Here is a 25,921-nt window from a genome sequence, read left to right on the forward strand (position 1 = left end):
TCATCTGGCGAAAACGCAAAAATGCTTTGGTCGCCCAAAGCTGCGCCTAGTGAATAAACTTTTCATATTGATGCCATTCCGGATTTCGCACCAATGCCTCTTGGCAGTCTTCGCAAATCGTTTTCACATGAATGTCGCCGTTCGGTTCGTACGAAATCATGTCAAGACGTTCCTCTTCCGTCAAATGGTGGAATCCTAGTTTTTCGCTATAGATCGATACGCGGTCAATCGTGCCAACTTTTGCGCCGCAATGACGGCAATAGTAGTGCAACGCCATCCAAGCAAACCTCCTCACTGGACTGTTCCGTCCGCAAGGCAGGCGAAGCCGATGCCTCGCGCCTTCCGTACTCACATTGTGCACCAGTTCAGAGGAAAATATTCACTCGTTAAAGTCATTCATCACTTGGACAAACGGCGTCGTCACCGCCTGTTCGCACGCATCGGCAGCCCGCGCCACCGCTTCAGCCACCGCCCGCCTCTCCTCTTCCGTAAAGCGGCTGAGCACATAATCCGCAACCGGTTGCCCGTTCGTTGGCCGGCCGATGCCGATGCGAATGCGCTTAAACTGCTCGGTGCCAAGATGACGGATGAGCGATTTAACGCCATTATGGCCGCCGGAGCTTCCTTTCAGGCGAAGGCGGATTTTTCCCGGCGGGAGATCGAGGTCGTCGTAAATAATCACAACATCCTCGACGGCAATGCCATAGAAGTCGATGAGCGGGCGAACACATTCCCCTGATAAATTCATATATGTCAACGGTTTGCATAATGCTACTTTTTCGCCGAAAACGGACGCCGTTCCGAACAAGCCGCGGAATTTAGCGGTTTTCAACGAAACGTTCCAACGTTTGGCCAGCTCATCAATGACGAAAAAGCCGATGTTATGGCGCGTTTGCTCATACTCCTTGCCCGGATTCCCGAGCCCGACAAACAGCTTCAATGGCCGTGCCCCTCTCTATAACATGATACTACAAAAGACGTAACCGAAACGGTTACGTCTGTCACTCTTCTGGCGTCGTTTCCCTTCCTTCCTCAGCGTCAGGCTGTCCCGGCTCTTGCTGTTCGCCGCTATGGATTTCTTCTTCCTGCTGCGGCGGCAAGATCGTCGCGATCACTTCAGAAGGCTCATGGTTGATTTCAAATGTTCCGCCTGTTTGCACATCGCCGACCGTGACCGTATCGCCGACTTGCAAACCGGAGATATCAACTTCAATCGCAGGCGGAATGTTCGCTGGCAACACGCGGATCGATAACTCGTGCAAGTTTTGCTGCAACACGCCACCATCTTTGACCCCAGGCGCTTCACCCACTAAGCGGACTTCCACGTCAACGTCGACCTCTGTCGACATATCAACCGCTTGAAAATCGGCGTGAAGAAGCTCGCCCCGCAACGGGTCACGCTGCATTTCACGCAACAGCACCGAGTAATCGCCGCCGTCGACTTTCAGCGTTATTAAGCTGTGGCGTCCCCCCTCGCGGAGCGCTTTTTCAAGATCCGCGGCGCTGACAAAAATCATTTGATTATCGACCTTTTTGCCGTACAATACCGCCGGAATGCCTCCTTGCGAACGAATACGCCGCAATGTTGAACGTTTTTTGTCTTTGCGTTCTTTCGCTTCCAACACAATCGCCATGTTTCCTCACCTTCCTGAATTAGAATCTATTGTCTACTTTATCCTAAAACAAGAAGGGCTAAACATGCTTTGTGCTTAGTCGAACAGGACGCTGACAGATTTCATTTCATACACGCGCGTAATCGCTTCGGCAATGAGCGGCGCCACCGACAGCTCTACAATTTTATCAATTTTCTTCTCTTCTGGCAAGGCAATCGAATTAGTGACGACAAGTTCCTTGATTTTGGAATTTTGAATGCGCTCAATCGCCGGTCCGGACAGCACCGGATGGGTACAGCATGCGTACACTTCTTTTGCCCCGTGCTCAACAAGGGCGTTCGCCCCGAGCGTAATCGTGCCAGCTGTGTCGATAATGTCATCGATCAAAATGGTCGTCTTTCCGGTCACTTGCCCAATGATGTTCATCACTTCAACAGCGTTCGGCCGCGGCCGCCGTTTGTCAATAATAGCGAGCGGCGCTTTCAGGCGGTCAGCCAGCTTGCGCGCCCGCGTCACGCCGCCATGGTCCGGGGATACAATGACGACGTCATCCAACTGTTTGCTTTTAAAGTAATCCGCCAAAATAGGGACACCCATCAAATGGTCGATCGGGATATCGAAAAATCCTTGGATTTGCGGGGCATGCAAATCGAGCGTAATGACGCGCGACGCCCCGGCCGTTTCCAGCAAGTTGGCTACGAGCTTCGCGGTAATCGGCTCACGCGAGCGCGCTTTTCGGTCTTGGCGCGCATAGCCGTAGTATGGCATCACGATATTGATCGTGCGCGCCGAAGCACGCTTTAACGCATCGATCATAATCAGCAGTTCCATTAAATGCTCGTTGACCGGGACGCTCGTCGATTGGATGACAAACACATCGTCGCCGCGGATGCTTTCTTCAATGTTGATTTGAATTTCCCCATCGCTGAAGCGGGACACAGAACATTTGCCAAGCTCGATCCCCATGACTTCGGCAATTTCTTTCGCTAACCTCATGTTCGAGTTAAGGGCGAACAACTTTAATTGGTGCTGGCATTCAGACATGATAAACCTCCATTAAGATTTTTTCTTGCCTGGCAGGCGATCCACATAGTTTTCCTTATTCACTTGCCGAGCGCGGGCGATGGCGAGCGCGCGGCCTGGGACGTCGTCGGTGACCGTCGATCCGGCAGCGACGTAAGCGCCTTGACCGATCGTAACCGGCGCGATCAAATTGACGTTGCAGCCGACAAACGCACCGTCTTCAATTTTCGTCATATATTTATGCACGCCGTCGTAGTTGACGGTAATCGACCCACACCCGAGGTTGACATCGGCGCCAACTTCCGCATCGCCGATGTAGCTTAAATGCGAGGCTTTGCTTCCTTTGCCGAACGTCGATTTTTTCACTTCGACAAAGTTGCCGATTCGCACCTCGTCGTCAATGTTTGACAGCGGGCGAATATGGGCGAATGGACCGATCGTCACATCGTTGCCGATCTCGCTGTCATGGGCGACCGAGTGGCGGATGGACGTGCGGTGGCCGATGCGGCAGTTTTTAATTTCTGAATGAGGACCGATCGAGCAATCTTCGCCGATGATCGTCTCGCCCTCGATGATCGTGCCGGGATAAATGATCGTATCGCGCCCGATCGTCACCTCAGCGGAAATATAAGTACAAGCCGGGTCAATGATCGTGACCCCGTTTTTCATATGCTGACGGCAAATGCGCTCGCGCATCACCCGTTCTGCCTCAGCGAGGGCGATGCGGTCATTGACGCCGATCGTTTCATCAAACGACGGCGCCTGATAGGCAGATACAATGCCGCCATCTGCTTTTATAATTTCAATCACATCGGTTAAATAATATTCGCCTTGGGCATTATGATTTGTTACTTTTGTAAGCGCTTGAAACAATGTCTGGTTATCGAAGCAATATGTTCCTGTGTTAATCTCGCGGATTTCCCGCTCCTGTTCATTTGCATCTTTATGTTCAACGATTTTCTCGACATGGCCGGCACTGTTGCGGACAATGCGGCCATATCCAGTTGGGTCGTCAGCGATGGCCGTCAATACGGTCGCCTTCGCCTTGGCGGCCCTATGATGCTCAAGCAGCGCTTCCATCGTCTCGGCAGTGATGAGCGGCGTATCACCGCAGACAACGACCGTGATTCCTTCAAGGTCTTGCAAATACGGAGCGGCCTGCATCACCGCATGCGCCGTTCCAAGCTGCTCTTCTTGCAGCGCGTATTCACACCGGGTGCCGAGCTGTTCTTTCACTTGCTCCGCCCCAAACCCCACTACCGCAATCATTTTTTTTATCCCAAGCTTGGACACTTGGTCTACTACGTGTTGAACCATTGGCTTGCCGCAAACGGGATGGAGCACCTTATACAGTTTGGATTTCATCCTCGTTCCTTGTCCGGCCGCCAAAATGACTGCATATCGCTTCACCATGTGAAAGGCCTCCAATTACCCTTTTATCCATAATTGAATATATATGAATTGGCTGCTCTTTTCAAGGAAACAATACATTTGCCAAAAAAATAGAGAGCTTGGCCAATTTTGCCTAAGCTCTCTTCAATATGTTTACGAAGCGCCAGCTTCTTCAAGTTCTTCTTCCAACTTCCCGAGGCGGTGGTACTCAGCTAAGATCGCCTCTTGGATTTTTCCGCGCGTAGCGGAATTGATCGGATGTGCGATATCGCGGAACTCCCCGTCTGGTGTACGCTTGCTCGGCATCGCAACAAACAGCCCGTTGTTCCCGTCGATGACGCGGATGTCATGGACAACGAATTCGTTGTCCAACGTAATGGAGGCGATCGCTTTCATCCGTCCTTCGGTATTGACGCGGCGTAATCTTACGTCTGTCACTTCCATTATGCTCACCACCTTTTCCCTATATGAGACTCGATGTAATTAATTCCACGCCCTCGATCCATTTCCTTCTTTTTTCAAAAAATTTTTTATAAAATTCAGGCAGGGAAAAGGGGTTCACTGCCTATTGTATAAGGGCAACGACTTCAATTTCAACAAGGGCGTCTTTCGGCAGCCGAGCCACTTCCACACATGAGCGTGCCGGTTTATGGTTCGGGAAGTATTGGCTGTACACTTCATTCATGGCCGCAAAATCATCCATATTTTTGATAAATACCGTTGTTTTGACAACCGTTTCGAGCGAAGCGCCAGCTGCTTCCAACACCGCTTTTAAATTTTGGAACACTTGATGCGTCTGCGCTTGAATGTCGCCTTTTACCATTTCTCCTTCCGGAGTGAGCGGAATTTGCCCTGAGCTGTAAAACATGTTGTTGACGATGATCCCTTGTGAATACGGACCAATCGCCTGTGGCGCGTTTTTCGTTTCCACTTTTCTCATTCGTAAAATCCCCTTTCTTTCATTTTCTTTTATTTATGGCAAGCAGCAAGCTGCCTAAAAAAATGTTTTATAATTGCCTTCCTTGACCGCGATTCGCTTTTCTTTCACGTCAACAGCCGACAGCTTGACGAGCGAAATGTACTCGTCAACTAACCGCTCTTTTGCCTCCTCAGACTCGACGAGCACACCGATGCCGGAGACATTGCCGTTAAACTCCTGCAGCAAGCTGACCATGCCGTTGACGGTTCCGCCTGCTTTCATGAAATCGTCGACGATCAGCACGTTCGCTCCTTCAGCCAAACTGCGTTTGGACAGAACCATCGTTTGGATGCGCTTGGACGAACCGGACACGTAATTGATGCTCACCATCGGCCCTTCCGTCACTTTATTGTCGTGGCGGACGATCACAACCGGCACGTACAAAAAGTTGGCGATGGCATACGCGAGCGAAATCCCGTTGGTAGCAATCGTCATCACCACATCCACCGGACGGTCGGCGAAAATGGACGCATAAAGGCGGCCGATTTTATTCATAATACGAGGGTCGCCAAGAATGTCCGTCATATATAAATATCCGCCGGGAAGAAGCCGATCTGGGCGCGACAACTGCTCACACAAATAGGCGATCACTTCCTCCGCCTCCTCGGCGGCCATTTTCGGAATGTATTGCACGCCCCCGGCTGCACCGGGCAGCGTCCGAACCGTTCCGATCCCTTGTTGCTCAAACGTCTGCTTAATAATCGTTAAATCTTCGCTGATCGACGATTTGGCCGATTCATACCGCTCCGCAAAAAAAGTAAGCGGAATAAGCTGGTGTGGCCGTTCAAGAAGATAGTGCGTCATATCAACCAAACGGCCGCTTCGCCTTAGCTTCATAGCCGACCTCCTGAAACCGAATATTGTAAATTTATTTTATCAAAAATGTACGTGTTTAATCAAGGGAGTGCCGCTCCCCTAACAGTCTTACGGCAAACACTTGGCCGCAAAAGCCGCGCAGTCCGTTGTATACGCGCTGCATTCTTGAATCGTGCTCGATCAGCCCAAACACTGTCGGTCCGCTGCCGCTCATCAATACCGCGTCAGCGCCAAACCGCCTCATTTGTTCTTTAATATGTGCCACTTCCGGATATTTTTTTAGCGTCACTTCTTCAAGCACATTGCCGACCGACCGGCAAATGGCCGCATAATCTTGCCTCTCAATCGCCTCCACCATCGCATCGACATCCGGATGGCTGACGTGCTCAAGCTGCAAGTTGCGGTACACTTCCGCCGTCGATACGCCGATCGGGGGCTTGGCCAACACGACCCAACACGGCGGCGGCGACGAGATCGGGGTGATGATCTCCCCGCGTCCGGTCGCCACGGCTGTTCCGCCATACACACAAAAGGCAACGTCCGAGCCGATTTGCGCCCCGAGCGTAGCGAGTTCATGGACGCTCAATCCGAGCCGCCAAAGTTTATTGAGTCCGCGCAGCGTCGCTGCCGCATCGCTGCTTCCCCCCGCTAGGCCAGCAGCCACTGGGATATGCTTTGTAATCGAAATCGCCACCCCTTCACGAATCGAAAACGTCTCTTTAAGAAGTTTCGCCGCCTGGTACGCCAAATTGCGGCAATCGTCTGGCACGAAACGGTTTTGCGACACAATGCGGATCGCATCCTCCCCGGGCAACGGAATAAGCTCAATGCGGTCAGCCAAATCGATCGTCGTCATCACCATTTTCACTTCATGGTAGCCGTCAGGACGCTTATAAAGAACATCGAGTGACAAGTTAATTTTTGCTGGCGCTTTTACCGACAACCTCACGAGTCTTCACCCACTTCCACGCACATTCATAAACAAACTGTTTTAACCTGCCGACGGGTAAATGATTCGGCATATTACTCGTTTTTCTGTTTTGATGATTTTTCCATATCCGACTTTCTTCTGTCAACCCATTTTACCATATTACCATGTCTCGATGCCGCCGCCAAACGATATATGTAAAAAGGGCGTCCCCTGCTTGGGACACCCTCGCCGCAACGCGCCATCGCCGCCGGCGCTATTCCGTTTTCCCGGCCAGCTGCCGTTCTGCCCGTTCAATCGCCAATCTTACCATGTTTCCTGCGTCTTTCGCGCGGATGGCTCCCCATCCTTCACGCTGCACGACATCGTAAAAGCCTAGCTCTTTTGCCAGCTCTTCCTTCAAGCGTTGCGACATAACTCCGCGGCGTCGACCCAATGTCAGCAACCCCTTTCGATGTTCATTGGCGTCATGGGACGAAACGTTGTGCAACCCGCCGGCGCGATCAACCGACCAGCTTTCCCTCGTAAAAATGAAAGGCGGCTGCGGCAGTTTTAGTATGAAATAACGGAGGCGGCTTTATGTCTGCCTATTATTGTCTCGCTTCACCGTTATTGGCTTGTAACGCTCCAATCTTGCCGCGATGACATCCCACGGCTGACACTCCCGCGCAAAACTAAGGGATGCTTAGTCCGCGCCTCCTCATAAGCCTTTTGGTGCATCTCACTGGCCAGCAAAAAACCCCCCGCTTTTCTTTACGGCAAAACAAAAAGCAGCAAACAACTGATGTCTACTGCCCCCCTGCTTGCTCATCGTCCCAAAACGTCAGCTTCACGGTTTCCGTCAATACGTCGGCGTAACTGAACGATACGCGTTCAAACGAGTTTTCCTTTTGATCCAGTTCAATGACAAATACCGATGGGTAAGTCTCCGCCAAAATGCCGCAACGCTCAATCATTTTTCTGCGTCCGCCGTTGGCCCGCAGCGTTAAACGTCTCCCGATATTAGAGTCCAGCGTTTTTTTAATATCGGATAAAGTTTTTGGCATTCGTCATCCACCTCACTGTTTGCAATTATAACAAAAACGGCATTCAAAGTCAAAAAATAATGATTATATCAGCGTGTTTTTGTTTCTGTCAATGAATATTTTTCTACAATATCCTTCTTTTTATGTACTTAATGGCACTTTTTTGTAAAAAAATGCGGCGGAAAGCATAAAAAAACCGCCCGTCAACTGCGGCGGCTTTCCCCTCGTTCCTCGTCAATGAGGCGAAACGGCATTCCGGTGCGGAGCACTCCTTTCGTTTCCACCCCGCCTAACCCCTTTTCCCCGGTCAACGTGTTGCGAAGCACATCCCACACATCGACCGTTTCCGTGAACGGAGTAAAGCTGAGGCGCGACACGATATAGACCGGATCAAGGGCATGGATGTTAACCCGCGCCGGTGAACTAGCGAAATTGGCTCCAGCGCGGATCAGCGACTCGAAATGCGATTGGCAAGCGCCGGCGAAAACGATGAGCTGGTCTAGATGCGGCACTTTTTTGCGCGCTTCTTTCACCGTTTGGACGAAGTGGCGCGAGTGGCGGTACGCTTTTAAATCGTGCACTTTTCCTTTCGATTTGGAATACGAATCGTGGCCGGTGATAACCAAAATATCTGGGCGAAACTGCTCGATCAAATGGCCGACTTTTTCCGGCATCTCGCTTTCCTCACAGTAAATGCCGTGCACCGGCACCCCAATCCGTTCATATAAATCCAAGCATTTGCGCAAATATAACGGGTCGCCGTCCAAGTGGAGGACGCGTCCCGGAATTTGAAAAAAATCCTTTTCCACCCGATATCCGCCGGTCGCTCGATATTCCACTTTTTGTTTAATCGTCTGGTAATCTTGGCGGAACAGCCGGTACGATTGTTCGATCAGCTCGATTTCCCGCTTTTTCCGTTCTTGCCGCTCCTGCTCATCGATGACGACTAAATCGCTGCACGGAGCGTCTGCGACAAGCCGCACATCTTCGCCGTATAAAATCGCCTCCCACTCGCCGTCTCTTTCTTTAATGTCAATGACGCGGAACAATAAGTCGCATTGGTAAGATTTGCGGGCGACAATATCACCGATTTTGACGTCCATCACCGTTCACTCCATTGTATAATCGTTGTCACCCATACGATATGCATGCGCGGACAATAGGTGATAGACGCCTGTTTCCTTTCACTGCATCCTAAACGTGAAAAAGCGGAACTAGCGCGTTGCTTAACGAGGCGAATTCAGCCATAGTGAGCGTCTCCCCGCGGCGGCGCGGGTCAATGCCCGCAGCAGCAAGCGCCTGTTCAATGTGTTCTTTTTTCTCCTTCCCATTCGGCAAATTGTTCAACAAGTTATTCAACATCGTTTTGCGGCGCTGGGCAAAACTTGCCCGCACCACTTGGAAAAACACGTCCTCATCCTCAACAGCGACAGGCGAATGAGGCCGCTTCGTCAAGCGGATGACGGCAGAATCGACGTTCGGTTGTGGCATAAATACGGTGCGCGGCACCGTCATGACGACTTCCGCCTCCGTATAATATTGCACAGCAATCGTCAGCGATCCGTAATCTTTCGTTCCTGGCTTGGCCGCCAGACGGTCAGCGACTTCTTTTTGCATCATAACGACCATGCCGCGAATCGGCAGCCGCTCGGTAAGCAGCTTCATAATGATCGGCGTCGTCACATAATACGGCAAGTTCGCCACGACCATCCGATCGTCCACTTCGGCAAGTTCTTCAGCAATCACCGCATGCAAATCGGCTTTTAACACATCTTGATGGATAATGCGCACATTGTCATAAGCCGATAACGTATCAGCCAAAATCGGCAGCAGCCGGCTGTCGATTTCAAAGGCGACCACTTTTTTGGCCCGCCTCGCCAGCTGTTCGGTAAGCGCCCCGATGCCGGGCCCGATTTCAATCGCCCCAGTGTTGCCGGAAACGCCGGCAGCATCGACAATTTTTCGCAAAATATTCGTATCGACCAAAAAATTTTGTCCGAGACTCTTTTTAAACGAAAAGCCGTACCGTTCCAAAATTTCCTTCGTGCGTCCCGGTGTGGCAATATCTTTATGCATCGCCCTTCTCCTCCTGCATCACTTGTGCCAACGCGGCATAAAAGGCGGCTCGGGAAATGCGGAACACTTTTAGCCTCTTATGAAACTGACGGCCGTTGGCATAGCCGATTTTCAGCTCCTCCCCGAGGCGCAGCCGCCGACGACGAGCCATCTCCCCGCCGACTAATCCGGCTTCGATCAACTCGGCAAACGTAATTTCTTCTTTCCAATCCGCCGCCTCTTCATACACGTTGGCAAGCGCCTGGCGAATATCATCGGGAGAGGCATGCTCGACCCCAACGCCTTTGCCGTTTTTCGCTTTTGCCGCCTCGCGCGGCAAAAACGCATGTTTGCATCCTGGCACCTGTTCAGCAATCGTCCGGCGGATTTTCTCACCAGGAAAGTCTGGGTCGGTAAAAATAATCACGCCGCGCCGCTCCTTTGCCAGCTTAATCCGTTCAATGACATCCGTCCCCACCGCGGCCCCATTTGTTTCGATTGTATCGGCATCAACGGCGCGCCGGATCGCCGCCGTGTCATCTTTTCCTTCCACGACAATCACTTCTTTAATTTTCATCACATCATTGCAGAAACAGCGAAATAAGAGATTTTTCCTATTTCTGCAATGCCTCCTTTCCGGTAAACTAAATGGTAGGATGAACCTTCACCGCTATTGCTCCATTTCCCTTTTATTTTTTCAATTTCGTTGAAACTTTTCTCCGCATCATTCGTCTAATTAGACAGAAGTGGGAAAGTGCGCATTGTCCCGGCACAATGCCATTATAACGAAAAAAAGCAGAGGGAAAAAACCCTCCGCTCTGTCCTTCGATCGCATTTCTATGGAAGCACCCGTATCTTTACGCGCTTTCTGCCCCAACGAAACGCATCCGACCGTTCCGGGAAAAATACATCAATTTTGTATCCGCGGATGCTTGAGCCGGTGTCAGCGGCGATGGCATATCCGTATCCTTCCACGTATACCTTCGACCCGAGGGGGATGATGGACGGGTCGACGGCGATCACTTTGGCGGAAGGATTTTGGCGCAAGTTAATGCCTGTGCTCGTTACGCCTGAACAGCCTGCGCAATAGGCCGTATAGGCGGTGGCGGTGACGTAAAATTCCTTCGCGGCGTGATCGGAGCCGCGCGAGGATGGCCGGTCGGACGTCTTAGTTGGGTGCACCGTTTTTGTGCCGATGGCGACAATGCGCGCTTTGCTTTCTTTCACCGTTTTTGTCGCAATCAGTTTGCGCGCCACTTCTTTGCCGTTTTCAAACGTCACTTCATACGTTTTTTCAATTTTCCCTTTTTCTCCGGGCTCAATCACGCGCCGTTCTCCTTTCGGCAGCGAGCCGTCCCGTTTCGTCACCACAGCAAAGTCAACAGGCTCTTCCACTACATCGGTGACTTTTTTTACCCGAGTGATGTGAATGGTCATTTGCTCTTTGACCTTTTCTTGCAAGGAAGGCTCAATTCGATCCAGTTTACCTAGCTGAATCCCTTGCTGTTTTAAAAAGTCAGCGACCGTAGTCGAAGTTGTCCACGCCTGCTGCTGTTTGCCGCCAACATCGATGCGGACGGGGAACGCCTTTTCGACGCCGATGTCCATGCCTTTTTTGATTTTCGCCGAAAGCGTTGGCGTCACTTTGTCATGCGGTCCGACCGCCACGTGTTGCAACCGAAGCAACTCCTTAACTGTATCGGCTGTCGTCCACACTTTTTTCGTTTTCCCGTTTATCGTCAATGTCACTTCTTTGCTTGCTTCCCAAATGATATGGAGATCGTCCGTAATCGGTGTGCTTAAGGACGGATAAACGTAATCTTCTTTGCGCGGCTGAATGCCTTGCTCCTCAAGCAACTCCTTTACATTTTCTGCATGTGTGCGAATTTCTTGTTCTTCCCCGTTGACGGTTAACGTGACATCATCTTTCGCCATCTCGTATCCAGCGACCCCGGTTGTCGCGGAGATGGCGAGAAACCCGCTCGCCGTAGCGGTCACGTTTTTCCTCCATAAGTCCAACCATTTCCTCCTGTTTGGCAACATGAAATGAAACGCCTCCTTCTCCTCCGAAATTCCCCTCTCCCTCTAACATGTACGCACGAGCATACTCTATTATGCAGAAAATTCAGCGAAAAGGGAAGGAAGACTTGTCGACATACGGTTGGCTCATCTCGGCTGAATTTGTAGAACTTTTTCATCTTCTCCCCTCTTTCGACAAGCCTCCCGGTTATTCGACGCCTAATTTTAGCGGTCGATGGCGAACAATTTTTTGGCATTTTCCGTCGTTGTTTCCGCCACTTCGGCAAAAGAAACGTTTTTGATCTCCGCGATCGCTTCAGCAACATATTTTACATAACTCGGCTCGTTTCGTTTTCCGCGGAAAGGGTGAGGCGTTAAATACGGACAATCGGTCTCAATCAATAAATGGCTGAGCGGGATTTCCTTTGCCACTTCCTTCGGCTTTTTCGCATTTTTAAACGTGACCGGTCCGCCAAGGGAAATAAGAAAGTTCATTTCGATGCACTGCCTCGCTACTTCAACGCTGCCGCTGAAACAATGCATAATGCCGCCGACTTCGGCGGCGTTTTCTTCCTGTAAAATTTTTAAAATATCCGCCGTTGCCTCGCGGTTATGAATGATGATCGGCAACTTCACCTTTTTTGCCAGCGCGATTTGCCGGCGAAATACGTCTTGTTGGACGTCCTTTGGTGATTTATCCCAATAATAATCAAGCCCCATCTCGCCGAGCGCCACCACTTTCGGATGAACGGCGAGCTGTTCAATCATCTGTAAGTCGTCATCAGTCATATCAACCGCATCGACCGGATGCCAGCCAACCGCCGCGTAAATAAACGGGTGCCGCTCGGCCAGCTCCATCGCTCGGTCAATCGTCGGGCGGTCAAACCCGACAACAACGATGTGCGAAACCCCTTCAGCGCGGGCGCGTTCAATGACTTGCTCTACGTCTTCATCATATTGGACTGCATTCAAATGCGCATGCGTATCGAAAAGCATACAACTACCCTCTTTTCCACCTTGATGATAAGTGTAGCATAGAAATTGGTTACGTATGTCACAGATCGTTAACATTTCCATTACAAAATGGCAACAAGGAGGTGTCAAGGCCGACACCCCCTCGTCGATCAAACGGTGATTTACTATTTTATTTTTGTCCCATTCGGCACATGTTGATCGACAGTCGCCAGCGAAAACTCCCCGCCGTTGCCGCCGGCCAAAATCATTCCTTCCGACCACTCGCCGCGCAGTTTGGCCGGTTTTAAATTGGCGACGCAAATGACCTTTTTGCCGATGAGTTCCTCCGGTTTGTAAAATTCAGCGATGCCGGAGATCACTTGCCGTTTCTCGCCGCCAAGATCAAGCTCGAGCTTCAGCAGCTTGTCGGCGTTTTTCATCCGTTCGGCACGCACGACTTCGGCAACGCGCAAGTCGACTTTGGCAAACTCATCAATGGAAATTTCGGCGGTCTCAGCCGCTCGATTCTCCGCTTTGGCCGGTTCCGCCACCGGCTTGCCGCCCTGCATATGCGCCTTAATGTACTCGACTTCCGCTTCAATATCAAGGCGCGGGAACAGCGGTTCCCCTTTTTGCACGTTTGTTCCTTCCGGAATGAGGCCGAAATCATACAAGCTGTTCCACTCTTTCAATGAATGGTCATGGATGCCGAGCTGGGCAAACATGCGCTCCGGCGTACGCGTCAAAAACGGCTGCAACAACACTGCCGTATGGCGGAGCGACTCAGCGAGATGAGTCATGACGGAGGCAAGCTCTTCCCGTTTGCTCTCATCTTTGGCCAATGCCCATGGTTGCGTCTCATCAATGTATTTGTTCGTCCGGCCGATGAGCTGCCAAACCGAGGCAAGAGCAACGGAAAACTCCATCCGTTCCATCGCTTCCTCATACTGGCGGACCGCTGCGCGCGCCGTTTGCGTCAGCTCTTCGTCAAACGGCGTCTTCGGCCCGCGATACGGTGGAATGGTTCCGGCAAAGTATTTTTCGATCATCGCTACAGTGCGATGCAATAAATTGCCTAGGTCATTGGCCAAATCGTAGTTGATGCGCTCAACGAATCCTTCCGGTGTGAATACACCGTCGGAACCGAACGGCACTTCCCTCAGCAAATAATAGCGGAGCGCATCGAGCCCGTACCGGTCAATGAGCGTCACCGGGTCAACGACATTGCCTTTCGATTTCGACATTTTCCCATCTTTCATGAGCAGCCAGCCATGGCCGAACACTTTTTTCGGCAGCGGCAAACCGAGCGCCATAAGCATAATCGGCCAATAAATCGTATGGAAGCGGACGATCTCTTTGCCGACTAAATGGACATCGGCCGGCCAATATTTGCGGAACTTCTCATCATTGTCCGTGCCGTAGCCGAGCGCCGTAATATAGTTGGCAAGCGCATCGATCCATACGTAAATAACATGTTTCGGATCGCCCGGCACTTTAATGCCCCAGTCAAACGTCGTCCGCGACACGGCCAAATCTTCAAGCCCTGGCTTAATAAAATTGTTGATCATTTCATTTTTCCGCGATTCCGGTTGGATGAAATCTGGATTTTCCTCGTAATATTGAAGCAAGCGGTCGACGTATTTGCTCATCCGGAAAAAGTACGACTGCTCTTTCACTTTTTCAACCGGACGGCCGCAGTCCGGGCAGTTGCCGTCGACAAGCTGCCGCTCGGTGTAAAACGATTCGCACGGCGTACAGTACCAGCCTTCATATTCCCCTAAATAAATATCACCTTGTTCGACAAGACGGGCAAAAATGGCTTCCACCACTTTTTTATGCCGCTCCTGCGTTGTGCGAATGAAATCGTCATAGGAAATGTCAAGCTTTTTCCACAACTCCTGAATGCCAGCGACGATCTCATCGACATATTGCTGCGGCGTCACCCCTTTTTCCTCTGCCTTGCGTTGAATTTTTTGCCCGTGCTCATCGGTTCCCGTCAAATACATGACATCGTAGCCGCGCAGCCGTTTATAGCGCGCCAGCGCATCCCCCGCCACGGTTGTATAGGCATGGCCGATATGCAATTTGTCGCTCGGATAATAAATCGGCGTCGTCAAATAAAACGTCTTTTTCTCCATCAGTCAGGCCCTCCCTCATACTGTTGAGCACAAAAACCCCCGTCTGGCGACGGGAGCGGCGTTACTTCTATTTTACATAATTTTTTCATTCTACAAAAACATCTATTTCTCCTCGGTGGAAAAAATATACCCGAACGGACAAAAATACGTCCTTATTTTCGAAATGAGCCACGAATTTATTATAGAAGGATAGGGTTTAAACAGCCAAAAAGATTCATTTTTCCCTTTGTTCATCGACAAGCTTTTTTTTGAAATAACAATATACATTTTTTTAAAATTTTACATATTAAAGGATTGACGCATAATGGAAACACTGATATGATTAGGGTGTAGGAAATTTGTCGAATATTGACGAATAAACGCAAAAAATCATTTCGGAGAGGAGAAAAGACGATGAAATCAACAGGGATCGTACGTAAAGTCGATGAGTTGGGCCGCGTCGTCATCCCGATTGAGTTGCGCCGCACGTTAGATATTAACGAAAAAGATGCATTAGAAATTTACGTCGACGACGATCGCATCATTTTGAAAAAATATAAACCGAACATGACGTGCGTCGTCACCGGCGAAGTGTCAGACGACAACTTTAAATTAGCCGGCGGCAAAATCATTTTAAGCCGCGAAGGAGCGGAAATTTTGCTTCAGGAGATCCGCCAACACTTGCAAGAGGCAACGGACAACGAATAAAAAAAGAGTTTCTCTGGCTTCTCAGAGAAACTCTTTTTTTTCTTGCCGCTGATGGTACTGTTGATAGACGTCGCGTTTCGACATGTTTCGATCGCCAGCCGCCTGTTTCACCGCTTCCTTGACGGAAAGACCATGCTCGCGAACATAATAATCGACATGTTCGACAAGCGAAAGCGGCTGCCACCACGCTTCTTCTTCCTGTTCGGGTTCACCTCCGCTCCGCGCCCCCTCAACAACGACACAAAACTCACCGCGGATGTCAGCTGTCTCCGCCCAAGCGATCACCTCGCTCAAATCGCCGCGGATGAACTCCTCGAACCGTTTCGTCAACTCGCGGCAAAGAGCGACGCGCCGCTCACCAAATACGTCATACATGGCCGCAAGCGTTTCTTTCAGACGGTGAGGGGCTTCATAAAAAATCAACGTCTCCGCCGCCGTTTTTAACGACAGCAACTGCTCCCGCCTCTCTTTTTTCGCCCGCTCTAAAAAACCGATGAACAAAAAGCGGCCGGTCGGCAGCCCGGAGGCGACAAGCGCCGTTAACGCCGCGTTCGCTCCGGGAAGGGGAACAACGCGGCATCGTTCCGCCAACGCCGCGACAATCAGTTCATATCCGGGGTCGGAAATGCCCGGCATGCCGGCATCGCTCACTAACGCTACAGTTTTCCCTTCTTTCAGCCATTCGACAAGCTGCCGGCCGCTGGCGTACCTATTATGCTCATGATAGCTCACAAGCGGTGTATGAATGTCGAAATGAGACAACAGCTTTTTCGTCTGCCTTGTATCTTCGGCGGCGATCACATCCGCCTCCCGCAGCGTTCGCACCGCACGAAACGTCATATCTTCCAAATTGCCGATCGGTGTCGGCACGATGTACAGCGTTCCTTGTTCCATTTGCTCAGCAAAGCTTTTTTGTTGCCAAAGCATTCGCGTTCCGCCCCTTTTACGGTGAAATAATCCCATATAAGATGCGCTTCGTTTCCTCCGTATATTCGTTGTCCTCGCCATAAACGACAAGCGGGGGCAACACTTTTAAATCTGGGCTGGCATCTTTCATTCCTTCAATTAAAATCATGTTCGCCTCTTTTCCCGCTTTTGGATAGACAAACCGGAGTCGCTTCGGCTCAAGCCGGTATTGGCGCATAAGCATTACGATGTCAGGCAGCCGCCCAGGCCGATGGACGAACGCCGCTTTTCCGCCTTGCTTCAACAATTGGCTGCTGACGCGAACGACATCTTCCAATGTACAATAAATTTCGTGGCGGGCGATGGCCAAGTGTTTGTTTTTGCTCAGCTCATCTTTGCCGGCAGCTGGAAAATACGGGGGGTTGCACGTAACGACATCGTACCGGCTGTAGCCAATTCGTTGCGGCGCGTCTTTAATGTCGCCGTGTATAATCTCGATTTGTTCTTCAAGCCCGTTGTACTGCACGCTTCGCCTCGCCATGTCGCAAAGCCGCTCCTGAATTTCAATGCCGATAATCGCCCCTTTTGTCCGCTGGCTCAGCAACAGTGGGATCACCCCGTTGCCCGTGCATAAATCGACGATGTGCCCTTTTTGAATAGGCAAATAGGCAAAATGGGCGAGCAGCACCGCATCAAGGGAAAAAGAAAATACGGACGGGCTCTGAATGATGCGAAGCTCCTCATTGAACAAATAATCAAGCCGTTCATCCCCGTACAATTCCACCATCACACACGATCCTCCATTGAAAAAAATAACCTTTCCGGAGCGGAAAGGGTTGCACTACCTTTATTTTTTGTTTAAAAACGATAAACAAAACAAGCAATCGCCCTCTGTGCGTACGCTTCCGTAGTGGACGTGGCAAATATGGAATCCTTCTTGGTAAAGGCGGGCTAAATTGTCATACCCTTCGCCAATGTCGATCAGCTTTTTGCCATGCTTCGTCTCTTTTCGTTTTTCTTCTTCCCATGCCTCAAGCAGCTGCTCAAGCCGCCGGCGCAGATGGGCGTTTTCGATTTGCAGCTGATGGTTTTCCTCCAACAGCTCGGCTACGCGCTGTTTCAGCTGCACAAGCTCACGGTAAAAATGGCTCAGATGCTCTTCCATGTTTGCCACCGATTGAAACACTTCTTTTTTATCTACCTTTTCCACATGGCCCCACCCCAAATTAATCTGCGACACGAATCGATAACGTTCCGTTCTTCATCAACTCATCAAGCGTATATTCGACGACCCGGCCGTGCTCCGGCAATTCGATTTGCAGCACCCGCTCTAAAATGTTCAAACCGACCACTTTGCCAAAGCCATACGGTGTCTCGACATACTCTCCTAAATCCGGAAGCTGCTCTTTTGCCGTCTCATACTCCTCACTCTCATATTTCAAGCAGCACATCAACCGTCCACACAATCCGGAAATTTTCGTCGGGTTAAGCGACAAGTTCTGATCCTTCGCCATTTTGATCGATACCGGTTCAAAATCGCCAAGAAATGTCGAGCAGCAAAGCATCCGGCCGCACGGGCCGATGCCGCCGAGCATTTTCGCCTCATCGCGCACCCCGATTTGCCGCAGCTCGATGCGGGTGCGGAAAATCGATGCCAAGTCTTTGACGAGCTCACGGAAATCGACACGCCCGTCGGCGGTGAAGTAAAAGATGACTTTATTGCGGTCAAACGTATATTCTACATCCACGAGCTTCATCTCGAGCCCATGCTCTTCGACCTTGCGCAGGCAAATGTCATACGCCTCACGCGCCGCTTTTTTATTTTCTTCAACGATCCATTTATCTTTTTCATTCGCCACGCGAATCACTTTTTTGAGCGGCAGCACGATATCGTTTTCATCGACTTGTTTATTGGCGATGACGACTTTTCCGTATTCAATGCCGCGCGCCGTCTCGACAATGACAAACTCACCGGCGGGAATGACAAAATCGCCTGGATCAAAATAATAAATTTTTCCCGCCTTTTTAAAACGGACGCCGACGACAGTATACAACGGTTCTCCCTCCTTTACCTCTTTAGTTGAAGAGCCAGCTGCTCTACAAGCAGCGCCGTGCTCATATTCGTCGTAGTTAAACGCGCTTTCGCTTGCAAAATCGCTTCCATGCTGTCTAGGATCCGCCGTTGTGGGCAAGAAAGCGCCCAGCGCTGCAGGCGGTCAAGCTCATCCCGGTATAATGCGCTATCCGTCCTTCCGGCTTGAATGTGCAACAAATCGCGATATATATACAAAAGCAAGTCGAGCCCGAGATCGAGCTGGTGTTTTTCTGAAAAATGAGGAAACAAACGGTCGTGGATAAAAAACAGCAGCTGCAACTCCGGCTTGCCAAGCATCTCGTATAATTGTAGCACTAACGTTCGCGCCTCGGCAAACCAACGCTCTTGGCTGAGCGCCAACGCTTCATCGTAGCTGTTCGTCAAGTGGGCGGCGAGCAACGCCAACGTCAGCGGCACGCGTTCTTCAACGAGCTGATCGGCAAGTTCTTCCGGCGGCAGCGGCCGGAAGGAAAGCACTTGACAGCGGGAAATGACCGTTCCTAACAGGCGATGGTATTGTTCGGTTAACAACACTGCCACCGTTCCTGGATGCGGCTCCTCCAAAAATTTCAGCAAGCTGTTGGCAGCGCTTGTCGTCATTTGATCAGCATGTTCGACAATATACATCTTTTTGTCAGATTCAACAGCCGTTTTCATGAACTCCTGTTGCAGCCATTCGATTTGTTCTTTCTTAATCGATCCGCCATCCGGGCTGACTACCCGAACGTCCGGATGATTCCCGGAATCGATGCGCCGGCAGTTGCGGCATTCCAAACAAGGCGCAATTCCTGACGGGGATAGACAAAACAAGCTTTTTGCCAACAACAAACCGGCCGCTTTTTTTCCCGTTCCCCGTTGCCCTTCAAACAAGTACGCATGGGAAATTCGCCCTTTTTCAAGGCCGCTTTGCAGCATTTTCGCCACGACTGGCTGGCGTTTTGCTAGCTGTTCCCATCGCATCGCCATCACTCTTTCTCGTTTCTTACCTTCTATTCTATCATGTCCAGTGCGAATCATCACGGCCGGATTCATGGAAATCACGCTTTGATCTTCCTTCAAGGCGGGAGAGCACCGCCGTCGCCGTCTCGGAAAACACATCATCGAGCGGTCGGCTTGCATCGATGACGACGATCCGATCGGCAAACCGCTTCGCCAACTCTCGATATCCTTCCCTTACCTTATCATGAAAAGACAACGCTTCAAGATCGAGCCGGTTCACTTCCCGCTCCCGGTTTTGCCGAATCCGTTCGAGCCCGATGTGCGGATCAATATCAAAATAAACCGTCAAAGACGGCATATATCCATCAATGGCAAACTCGTTAATTTTCCATACTTCTTCGACACCAAGCCCGCGGGCAAATCCTTGGTAGGCGAGCGAGCTGTCGACAAATCGGTCGCACAGCACAACGCGGCCAGCCTCGAGCGCCGGAACAATTTTCTCAAGCAAATGCTGCCGCCTCGCCGCCGCATACAAAAGCGCTTCCGTCCGCCCGTCCATTTCTGTATACTCGCGATTTAAAATGAGCGCACGAATCGCCTCAGCGATGCGCACTCCGCCGGGCTCCCTCGTTACCATTACGTCAAAACCTCGCCCGCGCAAAAACGACTCGAGCTTGCCGATCATCGTCGTTTTTCCGGCCCCTTCCGGCCCCTCAAACGAAAAAAAATACCCGTTCATCACCCGCAGCACCCTTTCCGTCATCGAAGTTCATATACGACAAGCAATCCATCTCCGAGCCGGCTTCCGCCTTGCACATGCGCCCGATGGCGGAGAAGCTGGCGAATTTGTTCAATATGAACGCGGTCGATTCGTTCGCCGATCCACATAAGCGGCACCCCAGGAGGGTATGGAATGACCGTTTCCGCCGCCACATACCCTTCCGCCTCCTCTAAAGCGACCGCTTTTTTCCGTGCATCGCGCAACTCATCATACGGGACTAACACCGAGAGCGGCGGGCGTAAAAATGGAAAGGAGCCAAGCAACGGCGTCTCGCCGGCCGGCAACCCGCGCCACGCCCGCTTCATTTTTCCCACTGCCTCCATAAGCCTGCCGGTCGCAGCGAGCGGACAAACGAGCAGAACGTTCAACGGATCGGCCAGTTCTGTAAACACCCCTTCGCGCTCGAGCCGTTGCTGCAGTTCATACCCCGTCAGCGAACTGCGTGTTTGTACCGTCACTTTCAGCAGGTCCGTCTGCACATCGGACTGTCGGGAAGAAACGACCGCCACCCCATCTATATGGGCCAATGCCGCCTTGAATTCTTCAATTTCTGCTGCCATCGCCGCCACATCATCTTCCGCAAGCTCGGCGACATAGCTTCGCGCCAAATCAAGCGACGCCATAATCGGGTAAGACGGGCTGCTCGATTGAAACAGTTGCAAAAAATATTTCAACCGCTCTACATCGATGCGCCCGCTGTTCACATGCAAAAACGCCCCCATCGTCATCGCCGGCAATGTTTTATGCGCCGACTGCACAACCACATCGGCACCGCAAGCAAGCGCCGGCTTCGGAAACGGAGGGCCGATGACGAAATGGGCGCCGTGCGCCTCATCGACAAGCACGGGAATCCCATAGTCATGAGCTAGACAGACGATTTCTGTTAAATCAATCGACATCCCATAATAATTCGGGTTCGTCAATACAACGGCAGCGGCGTCGCGATGAAGGGCAAGCGCCTCTTTGATAGCTTCCACGCAAACGTGCGAAGCAACGTGCATATCGCTGTCAAACACAGGAGAAAGAAGAACAGGGGTTGCCCCCATGAGCTGCAGTGCATGCATCACTGATTTATGGCAGTTGCGTTGCACAATGACTTTCCGCTTCTTTTCATCACATACGGTGGCGATCATCGCCAAATTTCCTGCCGTCGATCCGTTCACAAGGAAAAACGTTTCCTCGGCGCCATACAGTTCGGCCGCCAATGCCTGCGCCTCAGCAATGGCCGCTTCCGGATGGTGCAAGTCATCAAGCCCGGAAATCTCCGTCGCATCCAACGTCAATACCGAAGAAAACACATCCCCCGCCCGTTTCGAAAACACGGCGCCATATTTATGACCTGGCACGTGGAACGAAACCGGACGGCGCGCCCAATGGCGCATTAACGCGTCATATAAAGGAGTTTTTGTTTGATTCATGGCAACCCTCTTTCCTTGCTGCTCTCCTACCTACCCATCTGAACAACAAAATAATATTAACACGAACCGTCTCGAAAAGAAACGCGCACACAGCACCCAGGCTGTTTTTGCACAAGGCAAAACAAATAAAAACAGGCCCGATATAGGCCTTTACGAATAAATTTTAGAGGTTATCATTTTCCGCAGCTGCCGCACATAAAATGCGTAATTCGGATCGTCCGTATTCGTTTGCACAATTGCTCGGTGGCAATCCAAACAAAGAAAATGGCCAAAAAGAAAAATACCTTCCTCTTTTTCTTGTTCACAAACAATGCACACGTTTCCACGTTTGTTTTGGCCAATCGCCGATGTCCTCACGCTCTCCACCTCCCATCCTCTATGTTTCCCACATTGATAACATTCTATACTAGTAGACGGAAAGATTGAACGCTCCACCGCGCGCGCAGGGGATTATTTGTCTTAAAGCACTTGCCAAGCAGCAGATTGGAGGTTTTGGGTGTTCCGAATAAAAAACGAAAGCAGCCAATTGTGCCTGATGCACAATTGGCTGCTTTCTCATTGCCTAGCAGCGACCTACTCTTGCAGGGGCGCTGGCCCCAACTACCATCGGCGCTGGAGAGCTTAACTTCCGTGTTCGGGATGGGAACGGGTGTTTCCTCTCCGCTATCACCACTAGGCCATATAACGTTGTGGGGATCATTCCCTCAAAACTAGATAACCGTGTTGGGGAAGAAGCCGCGGCGCTTCCACTTTCTGTCTAGCTCCGGCCGCCATCGGCTCGCGACGCTTCGGTCCTGCTGCGGCGGCGACACATTGCATACGCTCCTATGGCACCACCCACGCAGAACCAAGCTTTGCTTGGTTCGAGCCTCCTCGCAGGCCCTCCAGCGCGTTTCGCCGATAGGCGGGCGGCCTCCGCTTTTCCTTTCTAGGTTAAGCCCTCGATCGATTAGTATCCGTCAGCTCCACGTGTCGCCACGCTTCCACCTCGGACCTATCGACCTCGTCATCTTCGAGGGATCTTACTCGCTTTTGGCGATGGGAAATCTCATCTTGAGGGGGGCTTCACGCTTAGATGCTTTCAGCGCTTATCCCGTCCGCACATAGCTACCCAGCGGTGCCCCTGGCGGGACAACTGGTACACCAGCGGTGCGTCCATCCCGGTCCTCTCGTACTAAGGACAGCTCCTCTCAAATTTCCTGCGCCCGCGACGGATAGGGACCGAACTGTCTCACGACGTTCTGAACCCAGCTCGCGTACCGCTTTAATGGGCGAACAGCCCAACCCTTGGGACCGACTACAGCCCCAGGATGCGATGAGCCGACATCGAGGTGCCAAACCTCCCCGTCGATGTGGACTCTTGGGGGAGATCAGCCTGTTATCCCCGGGGTAGCTTTTATCCGTTGAGCGATGGCCCTTCCATGCGGAACCACCGGATCACTAAGCCCGACTTTCGTCCCTGCTCGACCTGTCCGTCTCGCAGTCAAGCTCCCTTGTGCCTTTGCACTCTCCGAATGATTTCCAACCATTCTGAGGGAACCTTTGGGCGCCTCCGTTACCTTTTTGGGAGGCGACCGCCCCAGTCAAACTGCCCACCTGACACTGTCTCCCACCCCGCTTAAGGGGTGCGGGTTAGAATTTCAATACCGCCAGGGTGGTATCCCACCGCCGCCTCCACCGAAGCTGGCGCTCCGGCTTCTCAGGCTCCCACCTATCCTGTACAAGCGATACCAAAATTCCATATCAGGCTGCAGTAAAGCTCCACGGGGTCTTTCCGTCCTGTCGCGGGTAACCTGCATCTTCACAGGTAGTATAATTTCACCGGGTCTCTCGTTGAGACAGTGCCCAAGTCGTTACACCTTTCGTGCGGGTCGGAACTTACCCGACAAGGAATTTCGCTACCTTAGGACCGTTATAGTTACGGCCGCCGTTTACTGGGGCTTCGGTTCGCACCTTCGCTTGCGCTAAGCGCTCCCCTTAACCTTCCAGCACCGGGCAGGTGTCAGCCCCTATACTTCGCCTTTCGGCTTCGCAGAGACCTGTGTTTTTGATAAACAGTCGCTTGGGCCTTTTCACTGCGGCTCTTCCAGGCTCATCACCCGAAAGAGCACCCCTTCTCCCGAAGTTACGGGGTCATTTTGCCGAGTTCCTTAACGAGAGTTCTCCCGCGCGCCTTAGGATTCTCTCCTCGCCTACCTGTGTCGGTTTGCGGTACGGGCACCTCTTCCCTCGCTAGAGGCTTTTCTTGGCAGTGTGGAATCAGGGACTTCCGGATCGAATCCGTCGCCATCACAGCTCAGCCTTTTAGCCAGCGGATTTGCCTGCTGGCCAGCCTCACTGCTTGGACAGGCTCTTCCAGCCGCCTGCTCACCCTATCCTCCTGCGTCCCCCCATCGCTCAAACGGGAAGGAGGTGGTACAGGAATCTCAACCTGTTGTCCATCACCTACGCCTTTCGGCCTCGGCTTAGGTCCCGACTAACCCTGAGCGGACGAACCTTCCTCAGGAACCCTTAGGCTTTCGGCGCAGAGGATTCTCACCTCTGTTTTCGCTACTCATACCGGCATTCTCACTTCTAAGCGCTCCACCAGTCCTTCCGGTCTGGCTTCTCTGCCCTTAGAACGCTCCCCTACCGATGACCAACGGTCATCCCGCAGCTTCGGCGGCACGTTTAGCCCCGGTACATTTTCGGCGCAGAGTCACTCGACCAGTGAGCTATTACGCACTCTTTAAATGGTGGCTGCTTCTAAGCCAACATCCTGGTTGTCTTCGCAACTCCACATCCTTTTCCACTGAACGTGCACTTAGGGGCCTTAGCTGGCGATCTGGGCTGTTTCCCTCTTGACCACGGATCTTATCACTCGCAGTCTGACTCCCAAGGATAAGTCATTGGCATTCGGAGTTTGACTGGGTTCGGTAACCCGATGAGGGCCCCTAGCCCAATCAGTGCTCTACCTCCAACACTCTTACCTTGAGGCTAGCCCTAAAGCTATTTCGGGGAGAACCAGCTATCTCCAAGTTCGATTGGCATTTCACCCCTACCCACACCTCATCCCCGCACTTTTCAACGTGCGTGGGTTCGAGCCTCCAGCCGGTGTTACCCGGCCTTCACCCTGGACATGGGTAGATCACCTGGTTTCGGGTCGACGACGACGTACTCATGCGCCCTGTTCAGACTCGCTTTCGCTGCGGCTCCGCCTTCTTGGCTTAACCTCGCACGCCATCGTCACTCGCCGGTTCATTCTACAAAAGGCACGCCATCACCCATAAACGGGCTCTGACTACTTGTAGGCACACGGTTTCAGGTTCTCTTTCACTCCCCTTCCGGGGTGCTTTTCACCTTTCCCTCACGGTACTGGTTCACTATCGGTCACTAGGGAGTATTTAGCCTTGGGAGATGGTCCTCCCTGCTTCCGACGGGATTTCCCGTGTCCCGCCGTACTCAGGAGCCGCTCGGGAGGGAACGAAGTTTCGACTACAGGGCTCTCACCTTCTCTGGCCGGCCGTTCCAGACCGGTTCGTCTACCCCGTTCCTTTCTCACTCCCACATGAGCGGTCCTACAACCCCAAGAGGCACGCCTCTTGGTTTGGGCTGTTCCCGTTTCGCTCGCCGCTACTCAGGGAATCGCGTTTGCTTTCTTCTCCTCCGGGTACTAAGATGTTTCAGTTCCCCGGGTGTGCCCTCCATGCCCTATGGATTCAGGCATGGATCCTGTCCCATTACGGACAGGGGGTTCCCCCATTCGGACATCTCCGGATCAACGCTTGCTTACAGCTCCCCGGAGCGTTTCGGCGTTTGCCCCGTCCTTCATCGGCTCCTAGTGCCAAGGCATCCACCGTGCGCCCTTTCTAGCTTAACCTAAAGCGTCTCGGCTTCTTCCTTTTGTGTATCGGTTATCTAGTTTTCAAGGAACGATTTCTGTTCACTTAAAATGGTGGAGCCTATCGGGATCGAACCGATGACCTCCTGCGTGCAAAGCAGGCGCTCTCCCAGCTGAGCTAAGGCCCCACAATATAGGATGGGCCTAAGTGGACTTGAACCACCGACCTCACGCTTATCAGGCGTGCGCTCTGACCAGCTGAGCTATAGGCCCATAATGTATGTGCAGAGAATAACCAATTCCCTCAAAACTAAACAAAACACCAAGCGCCAT

The 25,921-nt window shown here is 51.8% G+C and carries 26 protein-coding genes, 2 tRNA genes and 2 rRNA genes; 1 reads left to right on the plus strand and 29 read right to left on the minus strand.

Features of this window, described 5'->3' with window-relative positions; translation table 11 throughout:
• Positions 1-46 precede the first annotated feature (46 nt).
• The 17 genes from IC803_RS16880 to metG all read right to left on the minus strand — a co-directional run bounded on the left by IC803_RS16880 (position 47) and on the right by metG (position 14,942).
• The gene (locus IC803_RS16880) at positions 47-277 is read right to left on the minus strand and encodes an anti-sigma-F factor Fin (RefSeq protein WP_063167045.1); all 231 of its coding nucleotides are present in this window, start codon (positions 275-277) and stop codon (positions 47-49) included.
• 102 nt (positions 278-379) lie between these two features.
• Complete coding sequence (pth, locus tag IC803_RS16885; RefSeq protein WP_081210922.1) at positions 380-940, minus strand: aminoacyl-tRNA hydrolase; 561 nt, start codon at positions 938-940, stop codon at positions 380-382.
• Positions 941-1,001: 61 nt separating this feature from the next.
• Entirely contained in the window at positions 1,002-1,634 is a 633-nt protein-coding gene (locus IC803_RS16890; RefSeq protein WP_063167047.1) for a 50S ribosomal protein L25/general stress protein Ctc, read from the minus strand.
• 75 nt (positions 1,635-1,709) lie between these two features.
• A complete protein-coding gene (locus tag IC803_RS16895) occupies positions 1,710-2,657 on the minus strand; it encodes a ribose-phosphate diphosphokinase (protein ID WP_081210920.1) in 948 nt (315 codons plus the stop codon).
• 12 nt (positions 2,658-2,669) lie between these two features.
• On the minus strand, positions 2,670-4,049 hold the full coding sequence (gene glmU / locus IC803_RS16900; RefSeq protein ID WP_081210918.1) for a bifunctional UDP-N-acetylglucosamine diphosphorylase/glucosamine-1-phosphate N-acetyltransferase GlmU: 1,380 nt from the start codon (positions 4,047-4,049) through the stop codon (positions 2,670-2,672).
• A 132-nt stretch (positions 4,050-4,181) separates the two neighbouring features.
• Positions 4,182-4,472: a septation regulator SpoVG gene (spoVG, locus tag IC803_RS16905; RefSeq protein ID WP_003247437.1), complete on the minus strand. Its 291-nt coding sequence runs from the start codon at positions 4,470-4,472 to the stop codon at positions 4,182-4,184.
• A 121-nt stretch (positions 4,473-4,593) separates the two neighbouring features.
• Positions 4,594-4,968 (minus strand): RidA family protein, encoded by a 375-nt coding sequence (locus IC803_RS16910; protein WP_063167050.1) that lies wholly within the window; start codon positions 4,966-4,968, stop codon positions 4,594-4,596.
• A 54-nt stretch (positions 4,969-5,022) separates the two neighbouring features.
• Positions 5,023-5,844, minus strand: a complete 822-nt coding sequence (gene purR / locus IC803_RS16915; protein ID WP_081210916.1) for a pur operon repressor — start codon at positions 5,842-5,844, stop codon at positions 5,023-5,025.
• A gap of 55 nt (positions 5,845-5,899) precedes the next feature.
• Positions 5,900-6,772 (minus strand): 4-(cytidine 5'-diphospho)-2-C-methyl-D-erythritol kinase, encoded by an 873-nt coding sequence (ispE, locus tag IC803_RS16920; RefSeq protein WP_081210914.1) that lies wholly within the window; start codon positions 6,770-6,772, stop codon positions 5,900-5,902.
• A gap of 235 nt (positions 6,773-7,007) precedes the next feature.
• Positions 7,008-7,187: a small, acid-soluble spore protein, alpha/beta type gene (locus tag IC803_RS16925; RefSeq protein ID WP_011886605.1), complete on the minus strand. Its 180-nt coding sequence runs from the start codon at positions 7,185-7,187 to the stop codon at positions 7,008-7,010.
• Positions 7,188-7,539: 352 nt separating this feature from the next.
• Positions 7,540-7,797: a biofilm formation stimulator Veg gene (veg, locus tag IC803_RS16930; protein ID WP_008881684.1), complete on the minus strand. Its 258-nt coding sequence runs from the start codon at positions 7,795-7,797 to the stop codon at positions 7,540-7,542.
• A gap of 182 nt (positions 7,798-7,979) precedes the next feature.
• Positions 7,980-8,879, minus strand: a complete 900-nt coding sequence (yabG, locus tag IC803_RS16935) for a sporulation peptidase YabG (protein WP_081210912.1) — start codon at positions 8,877-8,879, stop codon at positions 7,980-7,982.
• A 91-nt stretch (positions 8,880-8,970) separates the two neighbouring features.
• Positions 8,971-9,852, minus strand: a complete 882-nt coding sequence (gene rsmA, locus IC803_RS16940) for a 16S rRNA (adenine(1518)-N(6)/adenine(1519)-N(6))-dimethyltransferase RsmA (protein WP_081210910.1) — start codon at positions 9,850-9,852, stop codon at positions 8,971-8,973.
• Positions 9,845-10,408, minus strand: a complete 564-nt coding sequence (gene rnmV, locus IC803_RS16945) for a ribonuclease M5 (protein WP_081210908.1) — start codon at positions 10,406-10,408, stop codon at positions 9,845-9,847. Before rnmV ends, rsmA begins: the two co-directional genes overlap by 8 nt.
• 260 nt (positions 10,409-10,668) lie before the next feature.
• Positions 10,669-11,874, minus strand: coding sequence for a G5 and 3D domain-containing protein (locus tag IC803_RS16950; protein ID WP_081210906.1), 1,206 nt, complete (start codon positions 11,872-11,874; stop codon positions 10,669-10,671).
• A 201-nt stretch (positions 11,875-12,075) separates the two neighbouring features.
• Positions 12,076-12,846: a TatD family hydrolase gene (locus tag IC803_RS16955; protein WP_081210904.1), complete on the minus strand. Its 771-nt coding sequence runs from the start codon at positions 12,844-12,846 to the stop codon at positions 12,076-12,078.
• A gap of 143 nt (positions 12,847-12,989) precedes the next feature.
• Entirely contained in the window at positions 12,990-14,942 is a 1,953-nt protein-coding gene (gene metG, locus IC803_RS16960) for a methionine--tRNA ligase (protein ID WP_081210902.1), read from the minus strand.
• A gap of 393 nt (positions 14,943-15,335) precedes the next feature.
• On the opposite strand from metG, the gene IC803_RS16965 reads away from it, so the two are divergent.
• A complete protein-coding gene (locus tag IC803_RS16965; protein ID WP_020958286.1) occupies positions 15,336-15,629 on the plus strand; it encodes a transition state genes transcriptional regulator AbrB in 294 nt (97 codons plus the stop codon).
• A gap of 21 nt (positions 15,630-15,650) precedes the next feature.
• On the opposite strand, the gene rsmI is transcribed toward IC803_RS16965, so the two are convergent.
• From rsmI to IC803_RS17025, 12 genes are all read right to left on the minus strand, one after another.
• On the minus strand, positions 15,651-16,556 hold the full coding sequence (gene rsmI / locus IC803_RS16970; protein ID WP_081210900.1) for a 16S rRNA (cytidine(1402)-2'-O)-methyltransferase: 906 nt from the start codon (positions 16,554-16,556) through the stop codon (positions 15,651-15,653).
• A gap of 16 nt (positions 16,557-16,572) precedes the next feature.
• A complete protein-coding gene (locus IC803_RS16975) occupies positions 16,573-17,322 on the minus strand; it encodes a tRNA1(Val) (adenine(37)-N6)-methyltransferase (RefSeq protein WP_081210898.1) in 750 nt (249 codons plus the stop codon).
• A 60-nt stretch (positions 17,323-17,382) separates the two neighbouring features.
• Positions 17,383-17,700, minus strand: a complete 318-nt coding sequence (yabA, locus tag IC803_RS16980) for a DNA replication initiation control protein YabA (RefSeq protein ID WP_063167435.1) — start codon at positions 17,698-17,700, stop codon at positions 17,383-17,385.
• Between the two features lie 61 nt (positions 17,701-17,761).
• Positions 17,762-18,589, minus strand: a complete 828-nt coding sequence (locus tag IC803_RS16985; protein WP_063167064.1) for a PSP1 domain-containing protein — start codon at positions 18,587-18,589, stop codon at positions 17,762-17,764.
• A 14-nt stretch (positions 18,590-18,603) separates the two neighbouring features.
• Positions 18,604-19,596, minus strand: a complete 993-nt coding sequence (gene holB, locus IC803_RS16990; RefSeq protein ID WP_081210894.1) for a DNA polymerase III subunit delta' — start codon at positions 19,594-19,596, stop codon at positions 18,604-18,606.
• A 31-nt stretch (positions 19,597-19,627) separates the two neighbouring features.
• Positions 19,628-20,308 carry a dTMP kinase gene (gene tmk / locus IC803_RS16995; protein ID WP_081210892.1) on the minus strand — a complete coding sequence of 227 codons (681 nt, stop codon included), beginning with the start codon at positions 20,306-20,308 and terminating at the stop codon, positions 19,628-19,630.
• A 20-nt stretch (positions 20,309-20,328) separates the two neighbouring features.
• On the minus strand, positions 20,329-21,768 hold the full coding sequence (locus IC803_RS17000; protein WP_081210890.1) for an aminotransferase class I/II-fold pyridoxal phosphate-dependent enzyme: 1,440 nt from the start codon (positions 21,766-21,768) through the stop codon (positions 20,329-20,331).
• Between the two features lie 150 nt (positions 21,769-21,918).
• A complete protein-coding gene (locus IC803_RS17005; RefSeq protein ID WP_081210888.1) occupies positions 21,919-22,125 on the minus strand; it encodes a sigma factor G inhibitor Gin in 207 nt (68 codons plus the stop codon).
• 203 nt (positions 22,126-22,328) lie between these two features.
• Positions 22,329-22,445: ribosomal RNA gene (rrf, locus tag IC803_RS17010) — 5S ribosomal RNA — on the minus strand.
• A gap of 252 nt (positions 22,446-22,697) precedes the next feature.
• Positions 22,698-25,627, minus strand: a 23S ribosomal RNA gene (locus IC803_RS17015).
• A gap of 73 nt (positions 25,628-25,700) precedes the next feature.
• Positions 25,701-25,776: transfer RNA gene (locus IC803_RS17020), tRNA-Ala, on the minus strand.
• Between the two features lie 11 nt (positions 25,777-25,787).
• Positions 25,788-25,861: transfer RNA gene (locus IC803_RS17025), tRNA-Ile, on the minus strand.
• Positions 25,862-25,921: the final 60 nt, after the last annotated feature.

It is taken from the genome of Geobacillus sp. 46C-IIa (assembly GCF_014679505.1).
In the GTDB taxonomy this organism is placed as follows: Bacteria; Bacillota; Bacilli; order Bacillales; family Anoxybacillaceae; genus Geobacillus.

Bases quoted from the DNA above. Each gene is read 5' to 3' on its own strand.
- IC803_RS16955 (WP_081210904.1), bottom strand. From the start codon at position 12,846: ATGCTTTTCGATACGCATGCGCATTTGAATGCAGTCCAATATGATGAA.
- IC803_RS16950 (WP_081210906.1), bottom strand. From the start codon at position 11,874: ATGTTGCCAAACAGGAGGAAATGGTTGGACTTATGGAGGAAAAACGTG.
- IC803_RS16895 (WP_081210920.1), bottom strand. From the start codon at position 2,657: ATGTCTGAATGCCAGCACCAATTAAAGTTGTTCGCCCTTAACTCGAAC.
- IC803_RS16965 (WP_020958286.1), top strand. From the start codon at position 15,336: ATGAAATCAACAGGGATCGTACGTAAAGTCGATGAGTTGGGCCGCGTC.
- veg (WP_008881684.1), bottom strand. From the start codon at position 7,797: ATGCCAAAAACTTTATCCGATATTAAAAAAACGCTGGACTCTAATATC.
- yabA (WP_063167435.1), bottom strand. From the start codon at position 17,700: ATGGAAGAGCATCTGAGCCATTTTTACCGTGAGCTTGTGCAGCTGAAA.
- spoVG (WP_003247437.1), bottom strand. From the start codon at position 4,472: ATGGAAGTGACAGACGTAAGATTACGCCGCGTCAATACCGAAGGACGG.
- yabG (WP_081210912.1), bottom strand. From the start codon at position 8,879: ATGGACGTCAAAATCGGTGATATTGTCGCCCGCAAATCTTACCAATGC.
- IC803_RS17000 (WP_081210890.1), bottom strand. From the start codon at position 21,768: ATGAATCAAACAAAAACTCCTTTATATGACGCGTTAATGCGCCATTGG.
- purR (WP_081210916.1), bottom strand. From the start codon at position 5,844: ATGAAGCTAAGGCGAAGCGGCCGTTTGGTTGATATGACGCACTATCTT.
- rsmA (WP_081210910.1), bottom strand. From the start codon at position 9,852: ATGCATAAAGATATTGCCACACCGGGACGCACGAAGGAAATTTTGGAA.
- glmU (WP_081210918.1), bottom strand. From the start codon at position 4,049: ATGGTGAAGCGATATGCAGTCATTTTGGCGGCCGGACAAGGAACGAGG.
- rsmI (WP_081210900.1), bottom strand. From the start codon at position 16,556: ATGCTTTGGCAACAAAAAAGCTTTGCTGAGCAAATGGAACAAGGAACG.
- IC803_RS16880 (WP_063167045.1), bottom strand. From the start codon at position 277: ATGGCGTTGCACTACTATTGCCGTCATTGCGGCGCAAAAGTTGGCACG.
- holB (WP_081210894.1), bottom strand. From the start codon at position 19,596: ATGGCGATGCGATGGGAACAGCTAGCAAAACGCCAGCCAGTCGTGGCG.
- rnmV (WP_081210908.1), bottom strand. From the start codon at position 10,408: ATGAAAATTAAAGAAGTGATTGTCGTGGAAGGAAAAGATGACACGGCG.
- IC803_RS16975 (WP_081210898.1), bottom strand. From the start codon at position 17,322: ATGGTGGAATTGTACGGGGATGAACGGCTTGATTATTTGTTCAATGAG.
- metG (WP_081210902.1), bottom strand. From the start codon at position 14,942: ATGGAGAAAAAGACGTTTTATTTGACGACGCCGATTTATTATCCGAGC.
- tmk (WP_081210892.1), bottom strand. From the start codon at position 20,308: ATGAACGGGTATTTTTTTTCGTTTGAGGGGCCGGAAGGGGCCGGAAAA.
- IC803_RS16890 (WP_063167047.1), bottom strand. From the start codon at position 1,634: ATGGCGATTGTGTTGGAAGCGAAAGAACGCAAAGACAAAAAACGTTCA.
- IC803_RS16910 (WP_063167050.1), bottom strand. From the start codon at position 4,968: ATGAGAAAAGTGGAAACGAAAAACGCGCCACAGGCGATTGGTCCGTAT.